Origin of the sequence: Terasakiella sediminum, from assembly GCF_033100395.1 — a bacterium.
In the GTDB taxonomy this organism is placed as follows: Bacteria; Pseudomonadota; Alphaproteobacteria; order Rhodospirillales; family Terasakiellaceae; genus Terasakiella.
This window is the reverse complement of record NZ_JAWLVJ010000011.1, coordinates 119,938-145,145: the sequence shown is the minus strand read 5'-3', so window position 1 is coordinate 145,145 and position 25,208 is coordinate 119,938. Positions and strand designations below refer to the sequence as shown.

Annotated in this window: 31 protein-coding genes, 1 tRNA gene and 1 other RNA gene; 15 read left to right on the top strand and 18 right to left on the bottom strand. The window is 49.7% G+C overall.

Features of this window, described 5'->3' with window-relative positions:
* Positions 1-139: 139 nt before the first annotated feature.
* The 3 genes from RYZ26_RS10780 to RYZ26_RS10770 all read right to left on the bottom strand — a co-directional run bounded on the left by RYZ26_RS10780 (position 140) and on the right by RYZ26_RS10770 (position 3,226).
* Positions 140-589: a hypothetical protein gene (locus tag RYZ26_RS10780; RefSeq protein WP_317683212.1), complete on the bottom strand. Its 450-nt coding sequence runs from the start codon at positions 587-589 to the stop codon at positions 140-142.
* A gap of 169 nt (positions 590-758) precedes the next feature.
* Entirely contained in the window at positions 759-1,982 is a 1,224-nt protein-coding gene (locus RYZ26_RS10775) for an MFS transporter (RefSeq protein WP_317683211.1), read from the bottom strand.
* Between the two features lie 71 nt (positions 1,983-2,053).
* The gene (locus tag RYZ26_RS10770; RefSeq protein ID WP_317683210.1) at positions 2,054-3,226 is read right to left on the bottom strand and encodes an NnrS family protein; all 1,173 of its coding nucleotides are present in this window, start codon (positions 3,224-3,226) and stop codon (positions 2,054-2,056) included.
* A 137-nt stretch (positions 3,227-3,363) separates the two neighbouring features.
* On the opposite strand from RYZ26_RS10770, the gene RYZ26_RS10765 reads away from it, so the two are divergent.
* Complete coding sequence (locus RYZ26_RS10765; protein WP_317683209.1) at positions 3,364-3,996, top strand: MBL fold metallo-hydrolase; 633 nt, start codon at positions 3,364-3,366, stop codon at positions 3,994-3,996.
* Between the two features lie 81 nt (positions 3,997-4,077).
* Here the strand turns inward: RYZ26_RS10765 and radC are convergent, their stop codons facing one another.
* The 5 genes from radC to RYZ26_RS10740 form a co-directional block, all read right to left on the bottom strand.
* On the bottom strand, positions 4,078-4,773 hold the full coding sequence (radC, locus tag RYZ26_RS10760; protein WP_411576863.1) for a RadC family protein: 696 nt from the start codon (positions 4,771-4,773) through the stop codon (positions 4,078-4,080).
* Positions 4,774-4,815: 42 nt separating this feature from the next.
* The gene (locus RYZ26_RS10755; RefSeq protein WP_317683207.1) at positions 4,816-6,069 is read right to left on the bottom strand and encodes an MASE1 domain-containing protein; all 1,254 of its coding nucleotides are present in this window, start codon (positions 6,067-6,069) and stop codon (positions 4,816-4,818) included.
* A gap of 73 nt (positions 6,070-6,142) precedes the next feature.
* On the bottom strand, positions 6,143-6,937 hold the full coding sequence (map, locus tag RYZ26_RS10750) for a type I methionyl aminopeptidase (protein ID WP_317683206.1): 795 nt from the start codon (positions 6,935-6,937) through the stop codon (positions 6,143-6,145).
* A 58-nt stretch (positions 6,938-6,995) separates the two neighbouring features.
* Entirely contained in the window at positions 6,996-7,697 is a 702-nt protein-coding gene (gene sfsA / locus RYZ26_RS10745; RefSeq protein WP_317683205.1) for a DNA/RNA nuclease SfsA, read from the bottom strand.
* Positions 7,694-8,614 (bottom strand): methyltransferase domain-containing protein, encoded by a 921-nt coding sequence (locus tag RYZ26_RS10740; RefSeq protein WP_317683204.1) that lies wholly within the window; start codon positions 8,612-8,614, stop codon positions 7,694-7,696. Before RYZ26_RS10740 ends, sfsA begins: the two co-directional genes overlap by 4 nt.
* A 71-nt stretch (positions 8,615-8,685) precedes the next feature.
* On the opposite strand from RYZ26_RS10740, the gene RYZ26_RS10735 reads away from it, so the two are divergent.
* The 3 genes from RYZ26_RS10735 (at position 8,686) to RYZ26_RS10725 (ending at position 10,575) form a co-directional block, all read left to right on the top strand.
* Positions 8,686-9,402 (top strand): ComF family protein, encoded by a 717-nt coding sequence (locus tag RYZ26_RS10735; RefSeq protein ID WP_317683203.1) that lies wholly within the window; start codon positions 8,686-8,688, stop codon positions 9,400-9,402.
* Positions 9,403-9,480: 78 nt separating this feature from the next.
* On the top strand, positions 9,481-9,738 hold the full coding sequence (grxC, locus tag RYZ26_RS10730) for a glutaredoxin 3 (RefSeq protein WP_317683202.1): 258 nt from the start codon (positions 9,481-9,483) through the stop codon (positions 9,736-9,738).
* A 12-nt stretch (positions 9,739-9,750) separates the two neighbouring features.
* Entirely contained in the window at positions 9,751-10,575 is an 825-nt protein-coding gene (locus tag RYZ26_RS10725; RefSeq protein ID WP_317683201.1) for a carbon-nitrogen hydrolase family protein, read from the top strand.
* On the opposite strand, the gene RYZ26_RS10720 is transcribed toward RYZ26_RS10725, so the two are convergent.
* Positions 10,557-11,090 carry a class I SAM-dependent methyltransferase gene (locus RYZ26_RS10720; protein ID WP_317683200.1) on the bottom strand — a complete coding sequence of 178 codons (534 nt, stop codon included), beginning with the start codon at positions 11,088-11,090 and terminating at the stop codon, positions 10,557-10,559. The two genes, RYZ26_RS10725 and RYZ26_RS10720, sit on opposite strands and share 19 nt — an antisense overlap.
* A gap of 72 nt (positions 11,091-11,162) precedes the next feature.
* On the opposite strand from RYZ26_RS10720, the gene RYZ26_RS10715 reads away from it, so the two are divergent.
* Positions 11,163-11,666 (top strand): hypothetical protein, encoded by a 504-nt coding sequence (locus RYZ26_RS10715; RefSeq protein WP_317683199.1) that lies wholly within the window; start codon positions 11,163-11,165, stop codon positions 11,664-11,666.
* Positions 11,667-11,748: 82 nt separating this feature from the next.
* Here RYZ26_RS10715 and RYZ26_RS10710 read toward each other — a convergent pair whose 3' ends face one another.
* Positions 11,749-11,919, bottom strand: a complete 171-nt coding sequence (locus RYZ26_RS10710; protein ID WP_317683198.1) for a hypothetical protein — start codon at positions 11,917-11,919, stop codon at positions 11,749-11,751.
* Positions 11,920-12,241: 322 nt separating this feature from the next.
* Between RYZ26_RS10710 and RYZ26_RS10705 the strand changes: the two genes are divergently transcribed.
* Both RYZ26_RS10705 and RYZ26_RS10700 read left to right on the top strand, forming a co-directional pair.
* Positions 12,242-12,808 carry a hypothetical protein gene (locus RYZ26_RS10705; RefSeq protein WP_317683197.1) on the top strand — a complete coding sequence of 189 codons (567 nt, stop codon included), beginning with the start codon at positions 12,242-12,244 and terminating at the stop codon, positions 12,806-12,808.
* Positions 12,809-12,897: 89 nt separating this feature from the next.
* Positions 12,898-13,926, top strand: a complete 1,029-nt coding sequence (locus tag RYZ26_RS10700; RefSeq protein WP_317683196.1) for an SEL1-like repeat protein — start codon at positions 12,898-12,900, stop codon at positions 13,924-13,926.
* On the opposite strand, the gene RYZ26_RS10695 is transcribed toward RYZ26_RS10700, so the two are convergent.
* The 3 genes from RYZ26_RS10695 to RYZ26_RS10685 form a co-directional block, all read right to left on the bottom strand.
* Entirely contained in the window at positions 13,923-15,110 is a 1,188-nt protein-coding gene (locus RYZ26_RS10695; RefSeq protein ID WP_317683195.1) for a hypothetical protein, read from the bottom strand. The genes RYZ26_RS10700 and RYZ26_RS10695 overlap by 4 nt on opposite strands.
* 217 nt (positions 15,111-15,327) lie before the next feature.
* Positions 15,328-15,414 (bottom strand) — tRNA-Leu (locus tag RYZ26_RS10690).
* Positions 15,415-15,421: 7 nt separating this feature from the next.
* Complete coding sequence (locus RYZ26_RS10685) at positions 15,422-15,589, bottom strand: hypothetical protein (protein ID WP_317683194.1); 168 nt, start codon at positions 15,587-15,589, stop codon at positions 15,422-15,424.
* 23 nt (positions 15,590-15,612) lie between these two features.
* Between RYZ26_RS10685 and RYZ26_RS10680 the strand changes: the two genes are divergently transcribed.
* The 5 genes from RYZ26_RS10680 (at position 15,613) to RYZ26_RS10660 (ending at position 19,209) form a co-directional block, all read left to right on the top strand.
* Positions 15,613-16,194: a YqaA family protein gene (locus RYZ26_RS10680; protein ID WP_317683193.1), complete on the top strand. Its 582-nt coding sequence runs from the start codon at positions 15,613-15,615 to the stop codon at positions 16,192-16,194.
* A 3-nt stretch (positions 16,195-16,197) separates the two neighbouring features.
* Positions 16,198-16,713 (top strand): disulfide bond formation protein B, encoded by a 516-nt coding sequence (locus tag RYZ26_RS10675; RefSeq protein WP_317683192.1) that lies wholly within the window; start codon positions 16,198-16,200, stop codon positions 16,711-16,713.
* 21 nt (positions 16,714-16,734) lie between these two features.
* A complete protein-coding gene (locus RYZ26_RS10670; RefSeq protein ID WP_317683191.1) occupies positions 16,735-17,283 on the top strand; it encodes a demethoxyubiquinone hydroxylase family protein in 549 nt (182 codons plus the stop codon).
* An 81-nt stretch (positions 17,284-17,364) separates the two neighbouring features.
* Entirely contained in the window at positions 17,365-19,005 is a 1,641-nt protein-coding gene (locus tag RYZ26_RS10665) for a cation:proton antiporter domain-containing protein (RefSeq protein ID WP_317683190.1), read from the top strand.
* Positions 19,006-19,029: 24 nt separating this feature from the next.
* Positions 19,030-19,209 (top strand): DUF3012 domain-containing protein, encoded by a 180-nt coding sequence (locus tag RYZ26_RS10660; protein ID WP_317683189.1) that lies wholly within the window; start codon positions 19,030-19,032, stop codon positions 19,207-19,209.
* 144 nt (positions 19,210-19,353) lie between these two features.
* Here RYZ26_RS10660 and RYZ26_RS10655 read toward each other — a convergent pair whose 3' ends face one another.
* Positions 19,354-19,539, bottom strand: coding sequence for an RSP_7527 family protein (locus RYZ26_RS10655; RefSeq protein WP_317683188.1), 186 nt, complete (start codon positions 19,537-19,539; stop codon positions 19,354-19,356).
* 242 nt (positions 19,540-19,781) lie between these two features.
* The gene (locus RYZ26_RS10650; RefSeq protein WP_317683187.1) at positions 19,782-19,967 is read right to left on the bottom strand and encodes a hypothetical protein; all 186 of its coding nucleotides are present in this window, start codon (positions 19,965-19,967) and stop codon (positions 19,782-19,784) included.
* A gap of 239 nt (positions 19,968-20,206) precedes the next feature.
* Here RYZ26_RS10650 and RYZ26_RS10645 point away from each other — a divergent pair, with 239 nt between their 5' ends.
* The 3 genes from RYZ26_RS10645 to rnpB all read left to right on the top strand — a co-directional run bounded on the left by RYZ26_RS10645 (position 20,207) and on the right by rnpB (position 22,211).
* On the top strand, positions 20,207-21,124 hold the full coding sequence (locus RYZ26_RS10645; protein ID WP_317683186.1) for a LysR family transcriptional regulator: 918 nt from the start codon (positions 20,207-20,209) through the stop codon (positions 21,122-21,124).
* A complete protein-coding gene (locus RYZ26_RS10640; RefSeq protein WP_317683185.1) occupies positions 21,121-21,795 on the top strand; it encodes an N-acetylmuramoyl-L-alanine amidase in 675 nt (224 codons plus the stop codon). The genes RYZ26_RS10645 and RYZ26_RS10640 overlap by 4 nt, the downstream gene beginning before the upstream one ends.
* Before the next feature lie 16 nt (positions 21,796-21,811).
* An RNA gene (gene rnpB, locus RYZ26_RS10635) (RNase P RNA component class A) lies at positions 21,812-22,211 on the top strand.
* 95 nt (positions 22,212-22,306) lie between these two features.
* On the opposite strand, the gene RYZ26_RS10630 is transcribed toward rnpB, so the two are convergent.
* The 3 genes from RYZ26_RS10630 to RYZ26_RS10620 form a co-directional block, all read right to left on the bottom strand.
* Positions 22,307-22,930 (bottom strand): LysE family translocator, encoded by a 624-nt coding sequence (locus tag RYZ26_RS10630; RefSeq protein ID WP_317683184.1) that lies wholly within the window; start codon positions 22,928-22,930, stop codon positions 22,307-22,309.
* A gap of 104 nt (positions 22,931-23,034) precedes the next feature.
* A complete protein-coding gene (locus RYZ26_RS10625; protein WP_317683183.1) occupies positions 23,035-24,423 on the bottom strand; it encodes a phophatidylserine decarboxylase associated domain-containing protein in 1,389 nt (462 codons plus the stop codon).
* A gap of 142 nt (positions 24,424-24,565) precedes the next feature.
* Positions 24,566-25,117 carry a cupin domain-containing protein gene (locus tag RYZ26_RS10620; protein ID WP_317683182.1) on the bottom strand — a complete coding sequence of 184 codons (552 nt, stop codon included), beginning with the start codon at positions 25,115-25,117 and terminating at the stop codon, positions 24,566-24,568.
* Between the last annotated feature and the right edge of the window lie 91 nt (positions 25,118-25,208).

Here is a 25,208-nt window from a genome sequence, read left to right as displayed (position 1 = left end):
GATAATCACGCTGTGTGCGCTTAACCCGCTTGTTTTCTTTGTTTCCCATAATAAGTCTCCAATCTGTCAACTTATTTCAGGACGGGTCATAGAGATAAAATAAATGGGAACGCATACACGCCCCCTTTTTAATTAAAGACTAGTAATTACCAAAGCGACTCATACCAATCCAACGTCTTGGCCCATATACAAATTTCTCCCAGCCCTTAGTGGTCATGCAACGATAAACTTGTCGATCGTCTGGATTCCAGGCCTTACCTCTTCCCAAAGTTTTCCAGCCACTTTTAGGAATACAGCCATCCGTAAATCGGCGCCCTTCCCAGTCACCTTTAACAGTTGCAGCTTGCTTATTAATGGTTTTCTCGGTTTCTCCACCGGGCTTCATTACTCCGTCAATGCGTAAATTATTTTCTTTCTGAAAAGACTTAATACCATCCATCAATGGTGTATCTGGGTAGGGTGAGATTCCATGCTCAGGCACTTGATAGTGACCAGATGATGCCAATGCGGTTTTAGTTTGCGTCACATCATCAGGGTCCGTGTTGTAAGATGGGCCAATGGGTTGTTTCAATGCCAAATAGTCAATCATTTTACTTTCTCCATAAAAAAAGCGGCTGCTCCCCGCACAGGAAGCAACCGCTTTGGTTCAATATAAACGCCAACAGGAGAAGGGACCGGGTGGTCGCACTTCTCCTGTTGACTTTAAGCTATATAACACAAAATGCTAAAAAATCTAGAACGAATAAAGAACAAAGCTCCTATTCCACCTTCTTCCTCGGCCACACAAACCAGATAAAGGTCACAACCTGCAAGGTGAGGAAGAAGCCGAAGGCGGCTTTGTAGGCTTCGGGGTCATAGCCGCCTGCCGCGGTTACCTCCCACATATTGATGATTCTACCGCTCAAGCTTTGCAGGACAAAGATGGTGATGAAAACCATCAGGTTGATCGCCGTATTGACCCGTCCGGCCAGTTCCTTAGGGAAATGTTGCGACAGGACGGCATATTGTAAAATCCCGGTGGTGCCAAAAAAGCCAAAGGCGATCCAGAGGAAGGGCAGATCAACCGCCCATTCCATGATAATCCCGATCTGGGCCAACAGGAAGACAAACATCCCCGTACCTGCAACATAGACCGTCTTGAACCCATAGCGCCCCAACCGTTCGCTCAATGCCCCAAGCCCGAGAAATCCGGCCACCATGGCCCCAGCAATCCAGGACAATTCACCTGCAACATCCCCTCGTTCCAGCCCGGCGATATCGCGATGCCAGGGGCCGACCCACAGGCTCTGGATTGAAATCAAGGTTGCCTGACTTGCCATTGTGATCGGGGCCACGCGCCAGAAAAAGGAGCTGACAAACACCTCTTTCACCCCGGCCATTTGTTCTGCAAGGGTGGTTTTATGGCCCGGGCGTTTTGTGGGTGGCACCAGAAGATAGACCAGAACCGCACAGACAATGGTCAGCCCGGCCAAGGCCCAGAAGCCGCCACGCCAACCGATTTCCTGCACCACCAGTTCGGTTGGTGCGGTGCCCGCCAAGGCCCCCATGCCCCCTGCGGCCATGATGAACCCGTTGACCAGCGGCAGTTTGCCCGGCTCATAAAAAACCGTGAAGGCTTTGAAAGAGGCCATCAGACAGGCCGACACCCCAAAACCGATAAGCGCGCGCCCGGCAATCAGGGTCAGACTGTCTTCAGCCACGGCAAAAAGGGCGGCACCCGCCGCAGCAAAGATCAGTAGGCCCGCTTCCACCAGACGGGGGCCATATTTATCCAGCAAGACTCCAAGCGGAATTTGAAAGGCGGCAAAGCTCAGGAAATAGGACGCCGTCAACAGGCCCAGCACATCCGGTCCCAACCCCAGATCGGCCACCAGGTCAGGCGCAATAACCGCATTGACCACCCGAAACAGGTAAGACAGGAAATAGCCAAAGGCAAAGGGGACAAATACCCGAACAACCATGGCAGCAGGGCTATGGGTCATACTCATTCTCCGAAACTCATCTTCGAACGACTATGACCTGTAAGCCAAACTCCTGCAATCGCAAGAACTACTTAGCCCGGCAAGCCATCGATGCGTGGCTTGATCAGGATCGGTGTATAGACAATGGCAAAGAGACCAAAGCCCGCCACCCACATCATGCCGGACAGTGTCACCCATTCCGGGCTGAAGGCCAGCACGCGCAGGATGGTCGCTGCGATCACCAGAAGATATGACGCCACGGTCGCAACAGATACTTTCAACGGACGACCGGAATGACCAAGCGCGGCACGTGATGCCACGGCCAAAATCAACAAACCGATCCCACCGGATGTGAGCGCATGAAGGGCGGCATTGGTTTCCACCAATCCGGTCAGATCCGACAGGGCCTTCAGGGTAAAACCGATTGGCAGCCAGACATAGGCTGCATGCAAAATCCACACGATGGGATCAAACAGCGTATTGAGCGATCGCCACTTCAGCATGCGGAAAAACAGGACCGCTGCCAGAACAGCCGAGATCGCACCTGTCACCATCACCGGGGCACCAAACAATTGCGTGCCTGCCAACAGGAACATCAAGACCAATGTGGCCTTGTGGGTCCAGGCCGGGGTGGAACAGATGATGCGCTGATCGCCCGTATGGATACGCAGGGCATTTTGGGTAAAGGCCGGGATCACGCGCCCGCCAATAAGCGCTGCCAGTGTGGCCACCATAAAGACGCCCGCACGCAGAGCATTGGCCGGATCGAAGAAATGATAGGCGATATTGCTGATGATAATCCCGCCTAGGATCGCCAGGACCACATAGTTGCGGGCATTTTTCGCCCCCATGATCATGCGTGCCACCACATAGGCAATAATCGGCATAAACAGAAGGTCGGCATAGGCCAGCATATAGAGTTCTTCATAGACATCACCTGCAAAAACGCCAATGCGGCCCAGGACCCAGATCATGGTGATCATGGCAAGGGGCAGGCCTGTGGGGCTGCGGCCATTGGTCCATTTGGGCACCGCTGCCATCAAAAATCCAGCAATGGCAGCACCTGCAAATCCATAAAGCATTTCATGGGCATGCCAGGTAGACGACAGGGTCAAATCCCCCATCAGGGCAAACAGCCATAGTGCCAGCAAAAACACAGCTGAAAGGGCTGCACATAAAAAGAAGGGACGATGTCCTGCAGAAAGAAGCGCAGGGCCTTTGGGTTCGCGGACCGGTTCACCGATCTCTAGAAAAACTTGGGTCATTTATAGTCGTACTTTTCTTCACTTGAACTGGGGGGAAGCTGTAAATTAGAGTAAGTCTAAAATGCGGACATTGACTTCCATCAAGTGGCCCACCATACTCGCGCGCAAATTCTATAAATCTAAGATGGAAACGACCCATGAAAGCCACGATTATCCCTGTTACCTCCTTTCAGCAGAATTGTTCTTTGATCTGGTGCGAAGACACAATGAAGGGTTGCCTGGTCGATCCGGGCGGGGACATGGACATCCTGATGCAGACGGTGGAAAAAGAAGGCATCACGCTGGAAAAAATCCTCTGCACCCATGGCCATCTGGATCATGTAGGTGCAGTCGCTGAAATTGCCGTTAAAAAAGACCTGCCCATCATTGGCCCACACAAAGGCGATGATTTCTGGATTGACGGTCTCGCCGATCAGGCCCAACAGTTTGGCTTCCCTCCGTCTGAAAGCTTCACACCGACCGAATGGCTGAACGATGGCGACACCGTCAGCTTTGGCAATGTGACGCTGGAAGTTCTGCACTGTCCGGGCCACACACCGGGTCATGTGGTCTTTTTTGATAAAGAAACCCGTGTTGCCATTGTGGGTGACGTGCTGTTTCAGGGCTCCATTGGCCGCACCGACTTCCCCAAAGGAAATCATGAGGATCTGATCAATGCAATCAAGACCAAACTCTTCCCGCTAGGCGATGATGTGGTCTTTATCCCGGGTCATGGACAGCTATCCACCATTGGCGATGAGCGTCGCAGCAATCCGTTCTTGCAAGGTTAAGGCGCAGATAACCAAAAAGCGTCAAGCTTTCAGACGTTTGACTAAAAACGTCGAGCACCCGCGCGGCAATGGGGTGTGATTTTAAATCAACCCCGTGCTCTTAAAACTGTAATAGCCCTTTCTCCCCACAATGACGTGGTCATGCAGTTCAATACTCAGGGGTTTGGCAATATCACGAATACATTTTGTCATATCGATGTCGCCGCGCGAAGGGGTCGTATCGCCGCTGGGGTGATTATGCACCATGATCAGGGCGCTTGCTTCCAGGTCCAACGCACGTTTGATGACCTCGCGCGGATAAACGGGCGTGTGATCAATGGTACCGCGCCCCTGCAGTTCATCTGCGATCAGTACGTTTTTTCGGTTCAGGTAAAGCACCCGAAACTGTTCCACCCCGTGGAACGCCATGCTTGCCCGACAGTAATCCAGCAGCATCTGCCAGGACGACAGCACTGGTTTATTCATCACCTGTTCCTGCAGTAATTTGTGGGCAGACGCTTCGGCTGCTTTTAAGGCACAGACCGCTGCCTCGCCCAGCCCTTCTTCCAACCCCAATGTTATCGGATCCGCACTGACCACATCAGCGAAACTGCCATAAGTTTCAATCAACCTTTTTGCCAGCGGCTTCACATCACCGCGGGGCTTGGCACCAAACAGCAAAAGTTCGATCAGTTCATAATCATGCAACGCCTTGGAACCGGATTTTAAAAAACGTTCCCTAAGCCGTTGTCGATGCCCGATATAATGGGGTTTCTCGCTCACCTTAACCTCTTTCATCAGGAGTTCACATCCTCCCTATGAATGGGTGTGAGATTTTTTTCAGTCCTGTTTCAGCCTGAAGTAAAGCGCCAGTCGTTCATGACCAATATGATCTTCAGCAGGCGCAATACGCAAACTGTAGAGCAATTGCCGATCTTTCCATTTCAAAATCACCTCACACAGCTGAACCGTCCTGGAGGTCCTGGCAGCCTGAATGGCGCGATAAACATTCTGATTCAAATCCAGATCGAGAATTTCGTCCAGCGGCTTGTTTGTCAGATGCCGGATATGTTCTTCCTGACCGGAAAAGGCATAAACACAATTTTCATGTTCGTTCAACACCACCACAATATCCGGGACACTGCGGGTCAAATGGTCAAATTTGGCTTCCAGTTCTTCGATCCGTTGCTGTGATCTTGCTCGTTCGCGCAACGCAGAGGCCATCAACAAGCCGATGATGGAATGCACAACGATATAGGCAAAAAACAAAACAAAGGCGAAATGCACATCCTCGCCAGCAAAAGGGCCATACCCATTGGAAGTTCCGACCAGCGCCACACTGGACAGTCCGATGACCCCTGTAGCAACACCCGTCACGCCATAACGATAGGCACACCAGATAATGATCGGCAACGGGACCAGCAGTAAGAGGTTCAGTATGCCTTTGATCTCGGCCCAGCCAGAAAAAATCAACAGGCCGCTTAACACAGCAAGCAAGCCCCCCTGTAGGGAATTTACCATTTCTTTCTGTAAAGCCCAGGGCTGGTTTAGCGGAGTATAGAGCAAGATCATGGTGAATGGCGCAACAATCATCACCCCCATGGCATCGCCCAGCCACCAATCCGTCAGAACCGTGCTGAAGATGGACGACGGGATGGCTCCGCTGATCAGAAGGCTGCTGGACCCAACCGAGGCACTGACCAAACTGCTGCAGAACGCGCCCAGAAAGAGAAAGGCCGGAATATCCTGCATCCGGCTGAAGTCAGCCTTAAAATTGTTCTGACGCAACAAATAAGTCCCACACAGAGCCATGGCCGTATTGCCAAGCGTAATACCAAACACCGCGCCAAAGCTGATATCCGTTGTAATATTGACCAGAAAAGCCCCGATTGCCGCGCCCACCCACATGCGATAGCCAAACAACATCATAAAGGCCAGCGCAAACCCCGTTGGTGGCCAGATGAGTGTCACATTGGCATGGGCAAGCGACAGTCTGAGACCAACTTTACCACTGACATAATAAAGCGCGGCAAGCACAAGGATACGCACGATCGTTTTTTGCGTATCAGGCATATCATGAAAAGCTTGATTCATTTATTACTTCATATCATGGGCCTAAGTCATAATAGTAGAAGTAATGAACTGAAGAGTGTGAATCAATCTAAAATTATTGATAAGGCGGCTTGTCCCAGCCTTTTTCAGACAGAGTGAAAATCTCACAGCCGTCTTTGGTGACGCCAATGGAATGCTCAAACTGGGCAGAAAGGGAACGGTCACGCGTTACCGCCGTCCAGCCATCAGACAGGATTTTAATATCCACCTTGCCCGCATTGATCATCGGCTCGATGGTGAAGAACATGCCTTCCTGCAGGATCGGACCTTCGTCCTTTTTACCATCGGCATAATGCAGCACGTTCGGCGCATCATGGAAGACACGGCCCAGACCATGACCACAGAAATCACGCACAACAGAATAACGGAAGCTTTCTGCATAAGTCTGGATGGCATGACCGATGCGGTTAAGCGGCACACCAGGTTTAACTTCCTGAATCCCCAGCATCAAACATTCATAGGTGACATCCACCAATTTGTTAGCTTTCACCTTGGTTTTCCCCACCGGGAACATGCGCGATGTATCGCCATACCAGCCATCCAGAATGGTGGTGACATCGATATTCACAATGTCGCCTTCGGTCAGTTTTTTATCACCGGGAATGCCGTGACAGACCACATGGTTGATAGAGGTACAGATAGATTTCGGAAAACCGCGATAATTCAGCGGTGCACAAATTGCCCCATGGTCAACGATAAATTCATGACACAGCTTATCCAGTTCGCCCGTGGTTACCCCCGGTTTTACGTATGGTGTGATGAAATCCAGTGTCTGCGCTGCCAGTTTACCTGACTTGCGCATTCCTTCGAAATCTTCGGCTGTGTGAATTTTGATCGGTCCGCGGGCCAATGTTTTTTCCTTATATCTTGATAATTAAATTACTTGAGCAATTTACTTAGTCTAATTTTTAGAGAAAAGCAACGTTAACCGGGGTTGTTACCTTAATCTCATCGGTGCCCACGTCACATTGATAACAAATCACCTCAACGCCGCGCTTCAGGGCCGTCTTCAGTTCTTCATCATAGGTCGGGTCAATGTCGCGTGCGATATCCATGACTTTACAGTCGGCGCGCTGCACCAGATAAAACATGACGGCGCGATGACCTTCTTCCACCATATCGCCCAGTTCACGCAAATGTTTTGCCCCGCGTGAGGTTACCGCATCAGGAAAGTCTGCGTTATCCCCACGACGAAGCGTGACGTTTTTAACTTCCACGTAGCATTTGGGTTTGTCATCATCTTCCAGCAAAACATCAATGCGGGAATTTTGGCCGTACTTCACTTCACGACGCAGATTTGCATAGCCTGTCAGTTCCTTGATCTGACCAGCCAGAATGGCTTCTTCCACGATCTTGTTGGGATGGCCTGTGTTGATACCGACGTTATAGCCGTCGATCTCAATCAGTTCCCAGGTAAATTTCAGTTTGCGCTTCGGGTTGTTGCTGGGTGACAGCCAGACAATAGAACCCGCTTCCTTCACCGACAGCATGGAGCCTGAATTGGCGCAATGGGCGGTCACCACCTCGCCATTTTCCAATTCCACATCCGCCAAAAAGCGTTTGTAGCGTTTGATCAGTTTGCCTTTGATCAGGTCTGTTTCAAATTTCATGGCTTATCTTTACCCTGTAAAATATGTTCCGGCACACCCAGTGCTTCGGCAAGTTTCTTATCCGCCGTTCCCGGCTTCATCGGTTTTTGCTGGGATGGGTCTGGCTTCCAAGCGGTCAGATACATGACCTGGAAAGTGGCAGGCACACGGCCATCGTCGCCTGCGAATTCTTCCATATAACGCTGCATCGCCTGCATGATCAATTCACGCTTGGTGAAGTTTTTACGACGTTCCAGTACCTTGTTGTTCTCCCCCATGCCCTTCAGGTCTTTCATCAGTTTCATGGGGTTTTCATAACGCACTTCGATGCCATCAGCATCCACCACAGGCAGGTTAAAGCCCGCGCGCTGCAACAACATGCCCGCATCACGAACGTCCGCAAAAGGGGAAATGCGCGGGCTCATGCCGCCATCAACGGCCAGTTCCGCATCACTTAAACATTGACGCAACTCACGCAGGGTTTCGATCCCGAACATGGTGCCGATAAACAGCCCGTCCGGTTTCAGCGCGCGGTTGATCTGCAACAAAGCACCGGGTAGATCGTTCACCCAATGGAGGCTGAGGTTACTGATGATCAGATCAAATTTTTCATGACCAAAGGGCAGGAATTCTTCATCGGCGACCAATGTTGTCGCCTTCTGGGCGTCTGCACGGCGGGCCATGCCTTCAGACAGATCGCACTGGATCAGGGTTTCCACCTTGCCGCGCTTGCCGATGACTTCCGCGATGTCTCCGCCATGGCAGCCGATATCGAGCGCCAGGGGGAAATCGCGCACCACGTCGTCCAGTCGGTCACAAATTCGTTCAGCCACCTCTTTATGAAGAAAATCGAAATCTGCCCAGGTTTTTGCGGCCCGGTCGCGGTGTTCGCGCACCATCTGACGGTCAAACACATTCATGATTTCGATATCGGACATAAAAACTTCCTCAGGGCCGTTCATAAGCGAAAGGGAACACATAGCAGTTTCCCTAAAGAGGTCCAACCCAAATGACTCCCTTCGCCCAAGTTTTAGACCTTTTCCTGCCGCCACGCTGCATTGCATGCGCCAAACCCGTCAGTAGTCATAAAACCCTTTGTGCCGATTGTTGGGAAGACGCAACTTTTGTCACCGCGCCTTATTGTTCCTGCTGCGGCCTGCCCTTTGAATATGAGGTCCCGGACACTTCTCTGTGTTTGGATTGCGCACGCTGCGCCCCGCCGTTTAAACAGGCACGCACGGTCTTTCCCTATGATGAATTTTCAAAGAAGATGATCCTGTCTTTTAAACATGGTGATCGCTGTGATCTCGCCCCTGCTTTGGCCGGATGGATGGTGCGTGCAGCCCCTGATTTGATCAAGACTTGTGACGTGATTACCCCGGTTCCCCTTCATTGGCGCAGGTTAATCAAGCGCAAATACAATCAGGCCGGATTGCTTGCCCGGGAAATTGCCAAACAAACGAACCTTCCGTGTGATCAACGACTTCTGAAGCGCATTCGCCACACCCCACCCCAAGGCCACCTCAGCCGCATGGCGCGCCAGAAGAACCTGAAAGGAGCCTTTGCCTGCACAAAACAGATCACAGGTCAGTCCGTTCTTTTGATCGATGACGTTATGACCACGGGGGCGACACTACTAAACTGCACAGATATTTTACTGGATGCAGGTGCAAAAGAAGTTCATATTATAACCCTGGCGCGTGTAGCTCACACTCAAACACAATAAGTTGAACTGGAAATTAGCTCAAACCGTGCTATATCAAACTTAACTGATGCGAATATATTAAAGGAAAAGGCCACCCCCATGGCAAATATAGAAATTTACACGTCACAATTCTGCGGCTACTGCATGCGCGCAAAAATGTTGCTGCAAGATAAAGGTGCAGGCTTTAAAGAAATTGACGTCAACAAACACCCGGAAGCCCGTCGCGAAATGACGGAACGTGCCAATGGCGGCTATACCGTGCCACAGATTTTCATCAATGGCGAACATATCGGTGGATGTGATGAACTCTATGCGTTAGAACGTGCAGGTAAGTTGGACGAAAAACTCGCTGCATAAAGGACCTTTTGCATGTCTGTTGTTAAAGCTGCCGTCATTCAGGTAAACGCCTCTGCCGATATGGATGAGAACATCCAGACCGCTTCCAAAATGATCCGCGAAGCCGCTGATCAGGGGGCGGAACTAATCTGCACACCTGAAAATGTCTCCATGATGGAATTTGGCGGCGAAAACGTCATTGCGAAATCCTTCCCGCAAGATGAACATCCGGCATTGAAAGCCTTTCAGGAACTGGCAAATGAACTCTCAGTCTGGCTCCTGCTCGGCTCCCTCGCGGTTAGACAAGAAAGCGGCAAAGTTGCCAACCGTTCAATCCTTTTGAACGACAAAGGTGAAATCGTTGGTCAATATGACAAGATTCACCTGTTTGATGTGGATCTGGAAAATGGTGAAAGCTACCGGGAATCCAACACGTTCGATGGCGGCAACGAAGCCGTGCTGGTGCAAACCCCGTGGGGTCCGCTGGGCATGAGCATCTGTTACGATGTGCGCTTCCCCCATCTTTATCGCGCCTATGGTCAGGCCGGTGCAAAAATTCTGACGGTTCCGGCTGCCTTTACCCGTCCGACGGGTCGTGCGCACTGGAAAGTCCTGCTGCGGGCACGTGCCATTGAAAACGGCTGTTTTGTGATTGCGCCAGGTCAATGCGGCACCCACAAAGGCGAGCGGGAAACCTACGGCCATTCGCTGATCATTGCCCCTTGGGGTGAGGTCTTGTCAGAAGGCGGGGATGAACCCTGCACCCTGATTGTTGATCTGGATTTAGCCGAAGTGGAAAGCGCCCATTCCAAAGTGCCTTCGCTGACCCACGACAAGGATTATACGTTCAATCCATAAGGGGCTGTCTTGTCGCCTTCTTTGACGGCGCAAATCCGCTGAACGACCTTTTCCCCATCGATCCCATGTTCATAAGCCACCACGCTTAAACGGTTCTGCACGACAGAAAGCAACTCGCCCGGCTGAAGCAAAAAATCGGCACGACGCGGGCGACCAAACTGTTCATTGCCCGCCCCGAATGTTTCATAAATAAACACACCATCGGGTTTCAGGCTCTTGAGCATATCGGCCAAGTGCGGGCGATAAAGGTAATTGGTCACCACAATGACATCAAAGGCATTATCCTCAAAAGACCAGTCTGCGCCTTCTTCTTCCAGGTTTTTCAGTACCAGCCTTGCTTTCGCGTGGCCTTCAAGATCAGCGAGCTTTCCCATATTCTGATCCACAAACCAGACGTCACAGCCTTTGTCCAGAAACAGACGCCCGTGCCGTCCGCCCCCACAGGCCAGGTCCAGCACAGAGCTGCCCCCATCAATCAGATTGGAAAAACGTGTCACCCAGGAAGAAGGTTGCATAAGTGGCTCCTATAATTGGACAGGTGAGGAAGTTCCTGTCACACTTGCAGGAAAATATCGGAAAGGACGACAATGCGCATTCTAATTCTCATTTTATTTTTCGTTGGCCTGTCTTTTCAGGTTCAGGCCCAAAGCCCTCGCGAGACCGTCAAGGAAGTCGGTCAGATTATCTTCAGCGAAATGGAAAAACGTGTCATCCGCGAAGTCATGGACCGTGCAGGCGTCAAACCCGCTGCACGATCAAAAGATGAAGAAATGGAAGACGATGACGACGACAACGGCGGTAAAAAACACAAGAACAAAGGGAAAGGAAAAGGTAATTCCAAAGGAAAAGGAAAGAATAAAGGAATGCCGCCTGGACTGGCTAAAAAAGATCAGCTCCCCAAGGGCCTTGCCAAACGTGACACACTGCCGCCCGGACTGGCAAAACGTGATCTCCCTCAGGAAGTGACACGTCGCCTGCCGCCACCTGCACCAGGGACAGAACGTGTTATCGTCGATAATGATGTTCTGTTAGTCGAAACAGGAACCCAGATTGTCCTGGATATCATCAAAGATGTGATCACAAAGCGCTAAGTTTCAGACCCCTGAAAACACAAAACCCCGCAAAGACATCAAGCGGGGTTTTTTGTATCTAAATGAAGAAGGTAGAGGTGGATTAGCGATTCAACCCATAGACAGGGAAGCCCATCCAACCTCGGGCAACCTTGGACGTGTTTTCTTCTTTGTAACTGTTCTTTTCGTCTTCTGGTTCAATCGACTGGCAAAGGGCAGTGTGTTTGTCCTCTTCGCTCTCGTCCATCATGTCCCAAACCATTTGGGGGTCCATCGTGTTCTCCTTAAGACGCTTCTCTCTGTTGCTATATTAGGTAGCTGTTTTTCTTTGAGTATTTTTGTAACCAAACTCATAGGTTCGCGCAACATATTTGTAAAAAAAGTTGGTTGCGTGCGCAACTATATTACAAATATTCTCTATTTTCAGTATCTTACCACAAGTTTCTCAATCTTACTATTAGACCAACGTATAGGCAATTTCAACCATTCAGATAGGCCTTATATACGGACTACATATAAAAGCTTGAATACTTGATAACTATGTCTAGTATTGATTGTTAAATTTGGATCAATTATTTCTTATCTGGGTGCAGATCATGTTCAAAAATTTCAAAAAACTGACCACATTAACCTTATTTGTCGGTTTTCTAACGGCCTGCGCCCCAACGCAAACCACCCACCCCCTCCATTCTACAGCAAATCCTGACTGCATCGGACAGATCGGGCCGATCCCCGCCGGACTGATGGTAGCTCAGAATAAAGAGTTACTGGACAATGCTTTAGGCGAAAAAGGCAAAGGCAAACTCTGTCAAGGCCAGGTTTATGAAGCTGTTGAAGCCGTCAAAGTCTATCGCGTCTGGGATAGCAGCAAGTCCTGGAGTGCAAAAGGCAGCTGGTGGTCCTTCAACGCACCGGGGGACAGCAAACGTGAGTATCAGGTCGAAAACGACATCTGCCCGGAATGGAGCAACCTGGACCGCGCCCACAGCTGCATGATCATCCCCGGCAAACAACTGGTCGTCGGCACCGGACAAAGCGCACAATGCGACAAAGAATTCCTGAAACAATCCGCCACCAACCAGGTCTTCATCAACAACGACACCCGCAACAACGTCTATCTGGTTGATAACTGCACAGACTCAGTGCCCTGGCCTGCTGAATAAATCTTTGGCAATTCTATCCACAACAAATATTCCCTCTAACCCGTTCATAGGGCAATATGGTTTGAATTGTTATATTGGATGAAATTGCAATGTTTGAGTTTAAGCACCCGCTAATCAGCTTACTGGCCTTTCTAATGCTCTGGGGCATCTCCTCAGAGAACGCGCAGGCTATTGATGTTTCCAAACCTCTGCCCAAACTTCCAGCAAAGGAATTGCTCGCGGGGAACTCCAGTCACTTCCATAGAGATTTTGATAAAGGTATTCATGGTGACTGCACGTCCTTGAACGCGCGATTACAAAAAGCACTTAAAGACCCGGAAGATGAATATGCTGCGCGTGTCGTGCTTGGTGAAATGTATGATCGTGAAATCTGCGTGCCATATGACCCTGCCAAAGCGTATGAGCATTTTAAACGTGCTGCGGATATGGGCGGACCTTATTATTATGCAATCGTTGCCTGGAAACATTCACTTGGACACGGAGCAACACATTCAGAGGAGTTAACCAATGAGTTTTTTCGATATTTTTTAGTTAATGCCATAACTCAAAATGATATGAACCCTGCCATACGAACTCATAGACACCTAAGAGACAGACAAATAACACCGTTATTAAAACACGGCATTCATTGGTATGAAGAAATTTTAACAAACAGAGAAAAACATTACCTTCTTGCTAAATCCCTCCTCACAGGAAATGGTGTAAAATATATTGACGGCAGACAAATCAAACAAAGCCTGTTTGCAGCAGATCGTCACCTAATTTCTTTAAGTAAGCAGGACAAGAATATCGCTTATTTTCACAGTAATGAGCTTATCAAAGGAACCTTTGGCAATAACAGAAAAGGCGAAGGACAATTCAGCTTAATCAACCTCGCAGAATGCGGGCATGTTCCCTCCATGATCAAACTGGGAGAAGTATTTAGTTCAAACGATCCTGACTTAGCTCACAGTAATCGTGAAGCATACGGTTGGCTCTTGATGGCACAAAGAAGCGGCGCCGACGTTTCCAATCAACTAAAAAAAGCATATGAAAACGCCGGTAGCTATCTTCAGATAACAGTTCCCTTTGACGAAAGATTCATGCCGAATTTGATGAACTGCAACGAAGAGAATTAACTCTTTTTCCAGCTGTGAATTTTGCAATGATAATTTTTACCTGCAATTAAAAGAGTTTTTTCACTTTCTTTTTTCCAGAATTCACTATCTTCCTTATATTTCTTGGCTTCTTTTTGCAGTTCCTCTTCCTTTCCTTTTGCTTCATAAAGCGTCCAGGCATTGTCAAATACATCCAGCCAATTTACAGGCTTTTTTGCCTGATCAATTGCGCCACGAACATTTCCTTTTCGTACACCTCTAAGAACGATACCAAAAAGAACTTCAGTCAAGATATCTCTTAGATTATCCAATGCATCCTTGGCATCCTGACTGACGCCATCAAGCTCATCCTGTTTGTCCAAGTAATCATTCCACGCATCATTCGATCTTTGAATATCTTCATCATACTGAGATTTCAATTCCATACATTTTTCGGAATCCTGATAATCATCATCCGACGCTTGAGACACATCTCCGTCTTGTTGTTGAGCATATGCCTGAATAGACTGCTTCCCCTGTTCGGGTAATTTACTCATGACCTCCTGTTCAAACGCTGCTGCACGCTCGGGTTTGCGGGCGTTCAGTTGCTGCATGAAATTGGCAAATTCATTGACGGCTTTTTCATCCCCCGTTTTCAAACTGTCCGCAAAAAGGGCAGGTAGAGAGCCGTTTTTGGTATATTGCAGCATGCCGTCCAGCGCGCGGGTGTTAGCAGAATGATCTTCATCCGGCAATGGCTGGACCTTGGGGGATTGAAACCAGGGTGTTGTCACGGGTTTGGGGGCCTGCCCAACTGGTTCCCACAGGCCCTTGCCGGGTGTTTTGGGTTTCGGCATTTTTACTTCGGGCAAACCTGTCAACGGATCAATTTTACCCGGTTTTGGGTTTATGGGTTTCTTCGGAGACTGTGGATCAACGCCATCCCCCCCTTGGGTGGCGAGCACATCTGCCATCTTGCTTTCCGTAGGCCCACCAGGTTTCATCACACCGTCAACTTTCAGGCCATTCTTCTGCTGGAAACTTTTAAGGCCATCAATCATTCCCATGTCAGGTACATCGGTGATGCCGAAATCCGGCACCTGATAATCCCCGGTCTGGGCGAGAGCATTTTTGGTGTTCAGCACATCATTTGGGTCTGCGTTCGCATCCTGACTGATGGTTTTACCAACACGAAACATATTTGAAAAATCTGGGAAAAGTGACATCTGCGTCATCCTTTTGATTCTGAGATTAAAAACAAAAAAGCCGCCCTTCCCGATTTGGGAAGAGCGGCTTTCAGAAACGAAAACAGCAGAAGGCACCATCCGGGCACACTTCTGCTGTTGACTATTTTCTTATATAGCTGAAATACACGGAAAAATCAAGAACAAAAACAGAACATATATAAGCAATAAAAAACCGAACCAAGTGAACAAGCTAAAATGGTAGCGGCGGCCGGAGTCGAACCGGCACGTCCGTAAGGACAAGGGATTTTGAATCCCTCACGTCTACCAATTCCATCACGCCGCCATAGCAGCTATTCACTGGTTCGGTTGCCTTCTTTTAGTTCGTCACACATTACGGCGCAAGTGTTTTTTTCACCCATATCTGCAATGGGGGGCAGCTTTGACATAATTTCTTCATCTTCTTCGTCCATAACACGTTGCGAAGCAGCCAGACGACTGGTAAACAGCGCTGAATTCAATCATCAACACAGGATCAAAAAACGTGCTTCAACGATGCTATGACTGGACCATGAATTTGGCAGCCCACCAATATGCCATTTTGATTCTCTGTGTGGTTTCCTTTGCCGAAAGCTCTTTCTTCCCGATCCCGCCAGACATTGTGATGATCCCGATGATTTTGGCAGCGCGTGATCAGGCCTGGAAAATTGCAACCCTTTGCACCATTTCTTCGGTGCTTGGCGGGATTGCAGGATACGGGATTGGTTATGGCCTGTTTGAAACCGTGGCTCAGCCCGTGCTGGAATTCTATCATGCCGCAGCCAAGTTTGAGGCGGTGAAAGAACTTTATAACGAACATGGCGTCCTGATCGTCTTCTCCGCTGGCTTCTCTCCCATCCCTTACAAGCTTTTCACCATCGCAAGTGGGGTGACCCAAATGGATTTGACATCTTTTGCCCTGACATCGCTTGTGGGGCGCGGGGCGCGCTTTTTCCTGATCGCCGCGCTTTTGTGGAAGTTCGGTGCACCCATCAAAATCTTTATAGAACAGCATCTGGGTAAACTCAGCCTTGCTTTTGTTGTTCTGCTAGTTGGCGGGTTCGCCCTTTTGAAATTATGGCATTAAATCATGACCTATCTGATTGAACGTATCTCCCAGAACCCAAAACTGCCCGGCCTGTTTATCTTTTTGGTCTGTCTTGGAGGCCTGAGCACGGCCTATTTCGTACAGTACGTCGTCGGCATTGAGCCTTGCGTTCTGTGCCTGTATCAGCGCATCCCCTATGTGGCCTCTGGCCTGTTTGCCCTTTTCGCCATTATCGGCAAACCCGGCAGCTTTACACAGCAAGCCGCCCTTGCTGGCTGTGGCATTTCCTTTATGATCGGCGGATCAATCGCCTTTTATCACTTCGGTGTGGAAGAAGGTTATTGGCAGGCCGCCTGCAGTGGTGCTCAGTCCATGAATATGAGCTTTGAAGACCTCAAAGCCTCCATCATGGCCGAACCGGTCAAGGCCTGTGATACCAAGGACTGGGTCATGCTGGGGATTTCCATCACGGTTTACAACACCATCGGCAGCCTGTTTTTAGCCGCAAGTAGCTTTACGAGCCTGTCAATCATCCGTAAACTAAAAGCCAACACATAATCTTTCGAATAAGAGCATATCATGAGCACAGCAAAAGGGCGCATGCCCGGTGATCTAAATCACGACCAGATGGTAGAACGTATGATCCGCGTGGATCAGGCGGGCGAATATGGGGCTGTGCGCATTTACAAAGGTCAGATGGCGGTCCTTGGTAAAAGTGATAAGAAAGAACTGCTCGCCCATATGCTGGAACAGGAAGAAGTCCATCTGGATACCTTCAACAAGATGGCAGCTAAACGACGCGTGCGCCCAACCTTTTTCACGCCTATCTGGCATGCCGCTGGTTTTGCCCTTGGCGCAGGTACAGCCCTGCTGGGGGAAAAAGCGGCCATGGCCTGCACGGTTGCGGTGGAAGAAACCATTGATGGTCACTATGCCGATCAGATCGAAGAATTGGGTGAGACAGAACCGGAATTGCGCGAAACCTTCGCCAAGTTCCGCGAAGAAGAACTGGAACACCGCGACATCGGGTATCAACATGGCGCAGAAGACGCGCCGGGTTACAGTATCCTGAGTAAAGCCATCAAATCCGGTTCCAAATTCGCCATCTGGGTGTCAGAGCGTTTTTAAAGCCGATAAGCCTTGAAATAAAAGGCAAAAAGCCCGAAGCTACAAAAGAATAAGATCAAGACGTCCCAGGGGGTATAGTGGATGGAAACCCTTCTTATTGCCATTGATTATCGCGATCCAGCCTGGATTGCCATTGCCTTTGCCTTTGGCCTGTTATGCCGACAGATCAAACTGCCGCCCATGGTCGGCTTTCTGATCGCGGGCTTCATCCTGCATGTGATGGGTGCGGAAGGCGACGACTTCCTGCGCAAAATCGCTGATTTGGGCGTCACTCTTCTGTTGTTCACCATCGGGTTGAAATTACGCATCGCCAACCTCTTAAAGCCAGAAATTTGGGCATCGACCACCATCCATATGGGGATTTCCATTGTGGTGACCGGGGCCTTGCTGATGATGTTAAGCATTGGTGGCGTCCTGATGTTTGACGGAATGGATATATCCACCGCGCTGATCGTTGCCTTTGCCCTTTCTTTTTCCAGCACCGTCTTTGCCGTTAAGACCATGGAAGATCGCGGCGCGTTGACGTCACGTTACGGCCAGATCGCCATCGGTGTACTTGTTATGCAGGATATCGCCGCTGTGCTGTTTCTGGCGGTTTCTTCCGGTAAAGTGCCATCACCCTGGGCGCTGGCGCTGCTTATGCTCATCCCCGGGCGTCATTTCCTTGGCAAACTGATGGAATGGGCAGGGCATAAAGAACTGCTTGCTGTTTTTGGCTTCGTCATGGCCTTAGGCGGGGCAGCTGTCTTTGAAATGGTTGGCATGAAGGGGGATTTGGGTGCGCTGATCTTCGGCCTGTTGCTGGCAAGCCATCATAAAGGCAGTGAATTGGCCCACACATTAATCGGTTTCAAGGATGTTTTCCTCGTTTGTTTCTTCCTGACCATTGGCTTAACGGGCCTGCCGACGTGGGAAACCGCAGGCGCTGCCCTGATCCTCTTGTTGCTGATCCCGTTTAAGACAGCCTTGTTCTTCAAGCTCTTTACCAAGCTGAAAGTGCGCGCTCGTTCCAGTACGCTGGCAGCCCTCAGCCTTGGGAACTATAGCGAATTCGGCCTGATCGTTGCCGCCATTGCCATTGGGGCAGGCTGGCTCGGCAATGAATGGCTGACCGTGATTGCATTGACACTTTCTGCCTCTTTCGTCATTGCCTCCCCCTTTAACGCCTTTGCCGACAAAATTTACGCCAAATACCGTCACCACCTTAAAAAGCACGAAGGCAAAGGACGGCTTAGCGGTGATGAAGATATTGCGCTGAAAGGCAACAAGATCATGGTCTTTGGCATGGGGCGTGTGGGCTGTGCGGCCTATGACCAGATGGATGCCATGGTAGACGGGCAAATTCTGGGGATCGACCAGGATGACCGCGAAGTGATGCGTCAGGTGGAAAATGGCCGTAATGTGCTGCGCGGTGATGCCACCAACCCGGAATTCTGGTCCCGCATGGAAGAAAGCCAAAGCGATATCAACCTGATCCTGCTGGCCATGCCAAACCCCAAAGCTAACCGCCAGGCCGCCAAACAATTGCGCGAACGCGGCTATGAAGGTCCCATCGTGGCCACCGCCAAATTCCATGAAGATGTACCCAAACTGGAAGCCGCCGGCATTGATCGCGTTTATAACATCTATGCCGAAGCAGGTACCGGGGCCGCCAACCATATGCGTGAATTCCTCACCCCGGATGAAACGATTGAACGCCGGGCACGCAATTCCGGCATGTAAGATTAATTTTTTGAAAGGTTTGCTATGACTATATCTCTTAAATCTCTGTTCGTGTTGACCCTGCTGGCCCTCAGTACGGTTGCCTTAAGCGCCTGTTCCCCGGAAGTCGGGTCAAAAGAGTGGTGTGAAGATATGAAGGAAAAACCAAAAGGTGACTGGACAGCCAATGAAGCCGCAGAATTCACCAAATCCTGTATCTTTTAAGATCGATCCAACGAGATAAAAAAAGAAAACGCCTTTTGTGCAGGGAGGGAGACACAAAAGGCGTTTTTCTTTGGGACGTAATGTTCCGATTTGGGAAATCAGGTAGGAGTAAAGCTGAAATTGGGAGGTTTAAGCTTTAATCCTTTAAGACGAATGTGCCAGTCCGGAACCACCTGTGACATTCGAATGAAAGAGTTTGGAGACCCAGGACCCAAGTTTGACAAATACAGTCCATGTCTCTTCTGAACGGATTTGATGTGCGCGCAGGATAGCGGCATCAACGTCTTCACGGCTCAAAGGCTGGGCTTCTAAAATCATGTATTTGTTCATAGGTCTATCTCCTAAATAAGTTTTCTTGTTTTCCCGATGAGTAAGACTTTATGTTTTTTCGTTCAATTTGATAATGCACTGTTTTGGCAAATCACTTGTGAATTTTAGGAATAAACCAAAAAGCTTCCTAACACCTTAAAAACAAAGCTCTTTCCAAAGAAAAAAGCCCCAAACCACATTTCTGCAGTAAAGGGCTTTTTGACAGGGAGGCATCTAAAATGTCGAAAATTCGTCACTATTTCTTAGGATTGAGAAGCCAATCCAGACCCGCCGGACATGCCGGAGTGAAACAGGTTTGAAACCCATGAAAAGAGTTTTTTGACATCCATGCTGATTTTCTCAGCACGCAATTCCTGGCCTTTCAAGATCGCGAGATCGATTTGTTCATATGTAGAAAGGGCGGTGTTGGAAGTTTGATAATCAATCATAATTAACTCCTTTAAATAAGTTGGGCGCACAATAATCAGTTCAGGGCCTGTCGATAACCCGGTGTTTTGGCAAACCACTTGTGCGAAAAAGGAATAGATACATTCCAAACTGTTCTTATATCTTCGTCACAAATTATTCACCTGATGTTGGATAGGAATGTATTTTATTTCCTCAGTAAATATAATACACTGATTACGCACATCACTTTTGAACCACAGGAACAAATAAGGAGGAGCCCTTGAGTAAAGAAAGCCAAATGTCGATCTTTGCCCAGACCGTCAAAGACGGCAGCTTTTCCGAGGCTGCGCGCAGCCTGCACCTGACGCCATCAGCCATCAGCAAACAGATCAGCGCCCTTGAAGACCGCTTGGGCGTTCGCCTGCTTAATCGGACCACCCGCAAGCTCAATCTGACCGAAGCAGGCGCGCGCTATCTGGAACATACCCGCCGTATCCTGAGCGAGATTGAAGAAGCTGAATCTGAAGTCGGCAGCCTGCGCGACAGCCCCCGTGGCGTCTTGCGTGTGAACGGCCCTGTGGTGATGGGTGCCAGGCGCATTGCGCCTTTGATCCGGGAATTTGAAGAACGCTACCCGGAAGTCAAGATTGAGCTGAACCTAAATGACCACCGGGTTGATCTGATGGAAACAGGCGAAGATGTGGCCCTGCGCATTGGGGATGAATTATTTGATTCTTCCATGATCGCACGCAAACTCTGCCCTATCCGCCGCATCATCTATGCTTCCCCGGATTACCTTGAAAAATATGGCGAGCCGAAAAAACCGGAAGATCTACTGAAACACAACTGCCTGACTTATAATGAGCCGGACTATCTCAACGACTGGCCGTTCATCAATTGCCCAGGGCCAAAGCTGTTGCGCGTTAGTGGAAATTTTGTTTCCAACAACGGCGAAGCTCAACATTATGCCGCACTGAACGGCTTGGGCATTGCCCGGTTGGCGACCTTGCTGTCCGGGGAAAAGATCAAAAGTGGGGAGATTATAGAATTACTGCGCCCGTATGAACCACCGTCGCGCACTTACTTCTGGGCGATTTACCCGCAAAACCGCTATGTCGCACCAAAATTGCGCGTCTTTATTGACTACCTGCTTGAAAAGCTCAACCCCATTCCCCCTTGGGACCAGTATGAAACATGAAAATCATTCCTTCCCCCTCCCCTAACTGCGACGACCGCCCGAAAGACCAGCCCATCGACATGCTGATTTTGCATTATACGGGCATGAAAACGGGGGCTGAAGCTCTGGACCGTATGTGCGACCCTGCAGCCGAAGTCAGCGCGCATTATATGGTGGAAGAAGACGGCCGGGTCTTTCAGTTGGTGGATGAAGAAAAACGCGCCTGGCATGCAGGTGTGAGCCATTGGCGCGGGCATACCAATATCAATGCGCGTTCCGTCGGGATTGAAATCGTCAATCCGGGGCACGAATGGGGATATCGCGCCTTTCCTGATGCACAAATTAGAAGCATCATCACTCTTTGCAAAGCCATCCTCAACCGCCATTCAATTGAAACGCGTAACATCATCGGCCACAGTGACATCGCCCCGACACGTAAAGAAGACCCGGGCGAACTTTTCCCCTGGGCGAGATTGGCACAGGAAGGCATCGGGCTTTGGACAGATGAGGGAATTGAGACCGCAACAGGTGATTTTGCAGGCCTTCTGGAAGATTTTGGCTATGATACCACTGATCTGGGCGCCGCCCTTGTTGCCTTTGAACGCCACTTCCACCCTGAAGCCCTGAACAAACCCGACCCCATAAAAACGCAAGGTAGATTGTGCGCTTTGCTTGACCTGATCAACAAATAGCCTTATGGGAAAGCGGTCAGGTGGTTGGATGATCGCTCAATGTCTGGTAACGGGCATAGGGAGGAAAGTCCGGGCTTCATGGATATACGGTGCCGGATAACGTCCGGCGAGGGTGACCTTAGGGAAAGTGCCACAGAAAGCAAACCGCCACGCAAGCTTCGGCGTAACGCGTGGTAAGGATGAAAGGGTGCGGTAAGAGCGCACCGCCCGTCTAGCAATAGAAGGGGCACGGTAAACCCCACCGGAAGCAAGACCGAATAGGGATGGACGGCGGATTCAACGGGCCGCAGATGCATATTCACATCACGCATCCGGGTGTGTCGCGTGAGGTGGCTGGCAACAGTCATCCCAGACGAATGATCATCTATCCTGTGCAAACAGGGGGACAGAACCCGGCTTACAGACCACCTGACTTTTCTTTTGGAAGGAACTGTCATCCCTGCGAAGGCAGGGATCTATTCACCTGATAAAACCAAAGAGATTCCTGCCTGCGCAGGAATGACGGTGTGGATCAACCAAAAGCCAACCAGATACCAACACCAACCATCAGCGTACCAGCCACCCGGTTCATGGTTTTGACATTGCCGCTTTTTTCAAGAAAATGACGCATGGAGCGCCCACCGCCAGCATAAAGACACAGGCAGATAAATTCCACACTCAGCAAAATAATCACCAAGGCAATCAGCTGCTGGGTCATTGGTTTTGACGCATCCAGAAACGGTGGCAATAACGTTGCAAAAAACGCCCAGCCTTTCGGATTGGCAATGGCAGTCACAAACCCTTGCAGTGCAAGGGCAGAACGCGACACATCCGCACGGGTATTTTCATCCAACGTAATCGCCATTCGTCCACGTGACTGCCACATCTGAAACCCCAGCCAGCCCAGATAAAGTCCGCCAATCCATTTAAAGGCGGTAAAGAAACTGGGGAATTCCAGCATGATCGTCGCAACCCCGATGGCCGCACAGACAGCGACCAGTCCCACACCGACCAGTTCCCCCCACATCATCCAAAACGTGCGGCGCAAACCAATGGTCAGCCCCAACGTCAAAGACAGGGTCATGCACATCCCGGGTGTGATGGAGATAAAAAAGGCAGTTGGCAAAAACAGGGCCAGCAATGTCAGATCGATCAATATACTTGTCTCTTTGGTCAGGAATTAAGATTTCCTGCATAACTTGAATCATTCCAAAGGACAAATAAAAAATGAGCGAGGCTTCCACCCCGCCCATTTTCCATTTACTTGCGTTTATACCACACCCCGATCTGCGCGCCGATCTCGGTCACTTCGCCGCCAGTTCCCGCACTGTTGGTCGCCGTCGCAGGTTGTTGCGGATAACGTTTTCCCTTGTCATTTATAAAAACCAATTCTTTATCCAGCAGATTTTCAAAAATCATCACAAAGGAAGAACCGCCATAGTTAAACATGCCCATTTCCTGGCCCTTTTTGACCTTTGCACCTTTCTTCATGTCTTTGTCAAATGAGATGGTAGAGACTTCACTCATGCCTAACGGAATGCAGCAAATGCGCCCATATTCTCCTGTATCAATCACGATCAGACCACGGGCATTGACTTCTGTCAGATAGGGCAAAGATGCGGTTGTCGCCCCGCCGTAATCCGGCAGAACCAGTTTGTTGAAATAAGCCCCTGGAATGGAGATCGGATCAAACAGAACCTCACCATTTGCAGGTACCCACCAGCGATGGAAATTGTAAGGATTCAGATAGGTCTGGAACACATACCCCCCTTGGAAAATATCCACCAGATTATGTTGATCAATGACCGCCTGTTGCGCCGGATCATCCGAGCTTAAGATATCGCGGATGGAATACTGCATGTCCTTGAACCAATATGGATTATCCGCACCAACATCCCAATCCCAGCGGAACAGCGAGCCATCATTGGGGCAATTAACAACCTGATTTGTATCAGGTGCGGCAATCGGGCGTTCTTTTTCCGGCTCTTTAAACTCCCGCGTGAAGAAGGAGTTCCAGGAATTCCAGTAGGGCAACGTTTCGTTATCTTTTTTCCAGAGATCGAACTTATAACTTTTCTTCGCCTTTTCAGAGAGCCATTGCTCCCCTTCCACTGCAAAGCCACCCGCAGACGCGCGCGTCCCCAGAAACGTGTGCCATTTGTCCAAAACCGGTTTCATCTTTTCGTTAAATTGCGGCAGCCCCAAAAGCTGGGAACCCGCGAGCGTCGGATCGATCCCGACCGTATAGGCTGAAAAGGGCAACCCCACCAGATCGTCATTGATAAAGTGCGGCCAGGTCGTCAGTAAAACATCACACATCAGGGCAAAAAATTCTGCATCTTCGATAAATGGAATCGGTACCCCGTCCGTTTCCTTATGCTTATGCCCCTTCTTCGACAATTCATAAAGCGCCGTATTTTGTCGACACGCGGTTGCCATCAATTGTGCAACCACCGGATCACCCGTCAGAAAGTCCAGCAAATCCTGAACCGTTGGATCAAGGGCCTTATCGTGACATTTGATCTTTTCAATGATCGTTTCGTGAAACTGTAACCAGCTTTCGCTGTGTGGCGCCGGAAACCACCCAGTACGATAACAGCTGGGATAAGGGCGCTCGGTGAATGTCTCTTTTACGTCTACGTCTTCCAATTCTATTCCTCCTTATAAAACACAAACACTTTGAAAGTGTCTTTTCCCGACGGATATGTTTAAAATTGTATAAATTTTATATTTATATCGCAAAAGTACATTATCGATAGGAATAGCGCTAGATAAGATTGTCCCCGATTTCCTAAAAAGTCGCTGGACTACAGGCCGTCACCAGCACGCATTCTTCCTTGCCCGTATTGCGAAAACGATGTTCCAGGCTGCTATCGAAATAATAGGCTTCGCCCGCACGCAATGTTTTCTTCCGCCCGGCAACGGTAACTTCCAGCTCCCCGGCAATAATCACCCCGCATTCTTCGCCTTCATGGGTTAACATCACCCGACCACTGTCGGTACCCGGTGCGTAGGTTTCATGCAGCATCTGAATAGTGCGGTTCTTGACCGAAGCCCCCACCAGCTTATAGGAAATCCCTTCCTTGCCGATCTCCACCAGATCGTTCGCGCGAAAGAAGTGGCTTTCCCGTTTTTCCATTTCGAAGCTGAAGAATTCTGAAAGCTCCATCGGGATGCCATCCAGAATGCGTTTCAACGCCCCGACAGACGGGTTTGACGTCCCGGATTCAATCAAGGACAAAGTGGAATGGGCCACACCGACTTTGGTAGCCAATGCCCGTTGAGAAAGCCCATGCATTTCCCGCACGGTTTTCAGCCTTAAGCCCACGTCCAGGTCGCTCATTTTGACCCCCCTTGTTCAATCGTTCAATATTTTGAACACTCTACACCTTCATCCCTTATTTTTCAACATGTTAACAATCAAAAGAAACAGA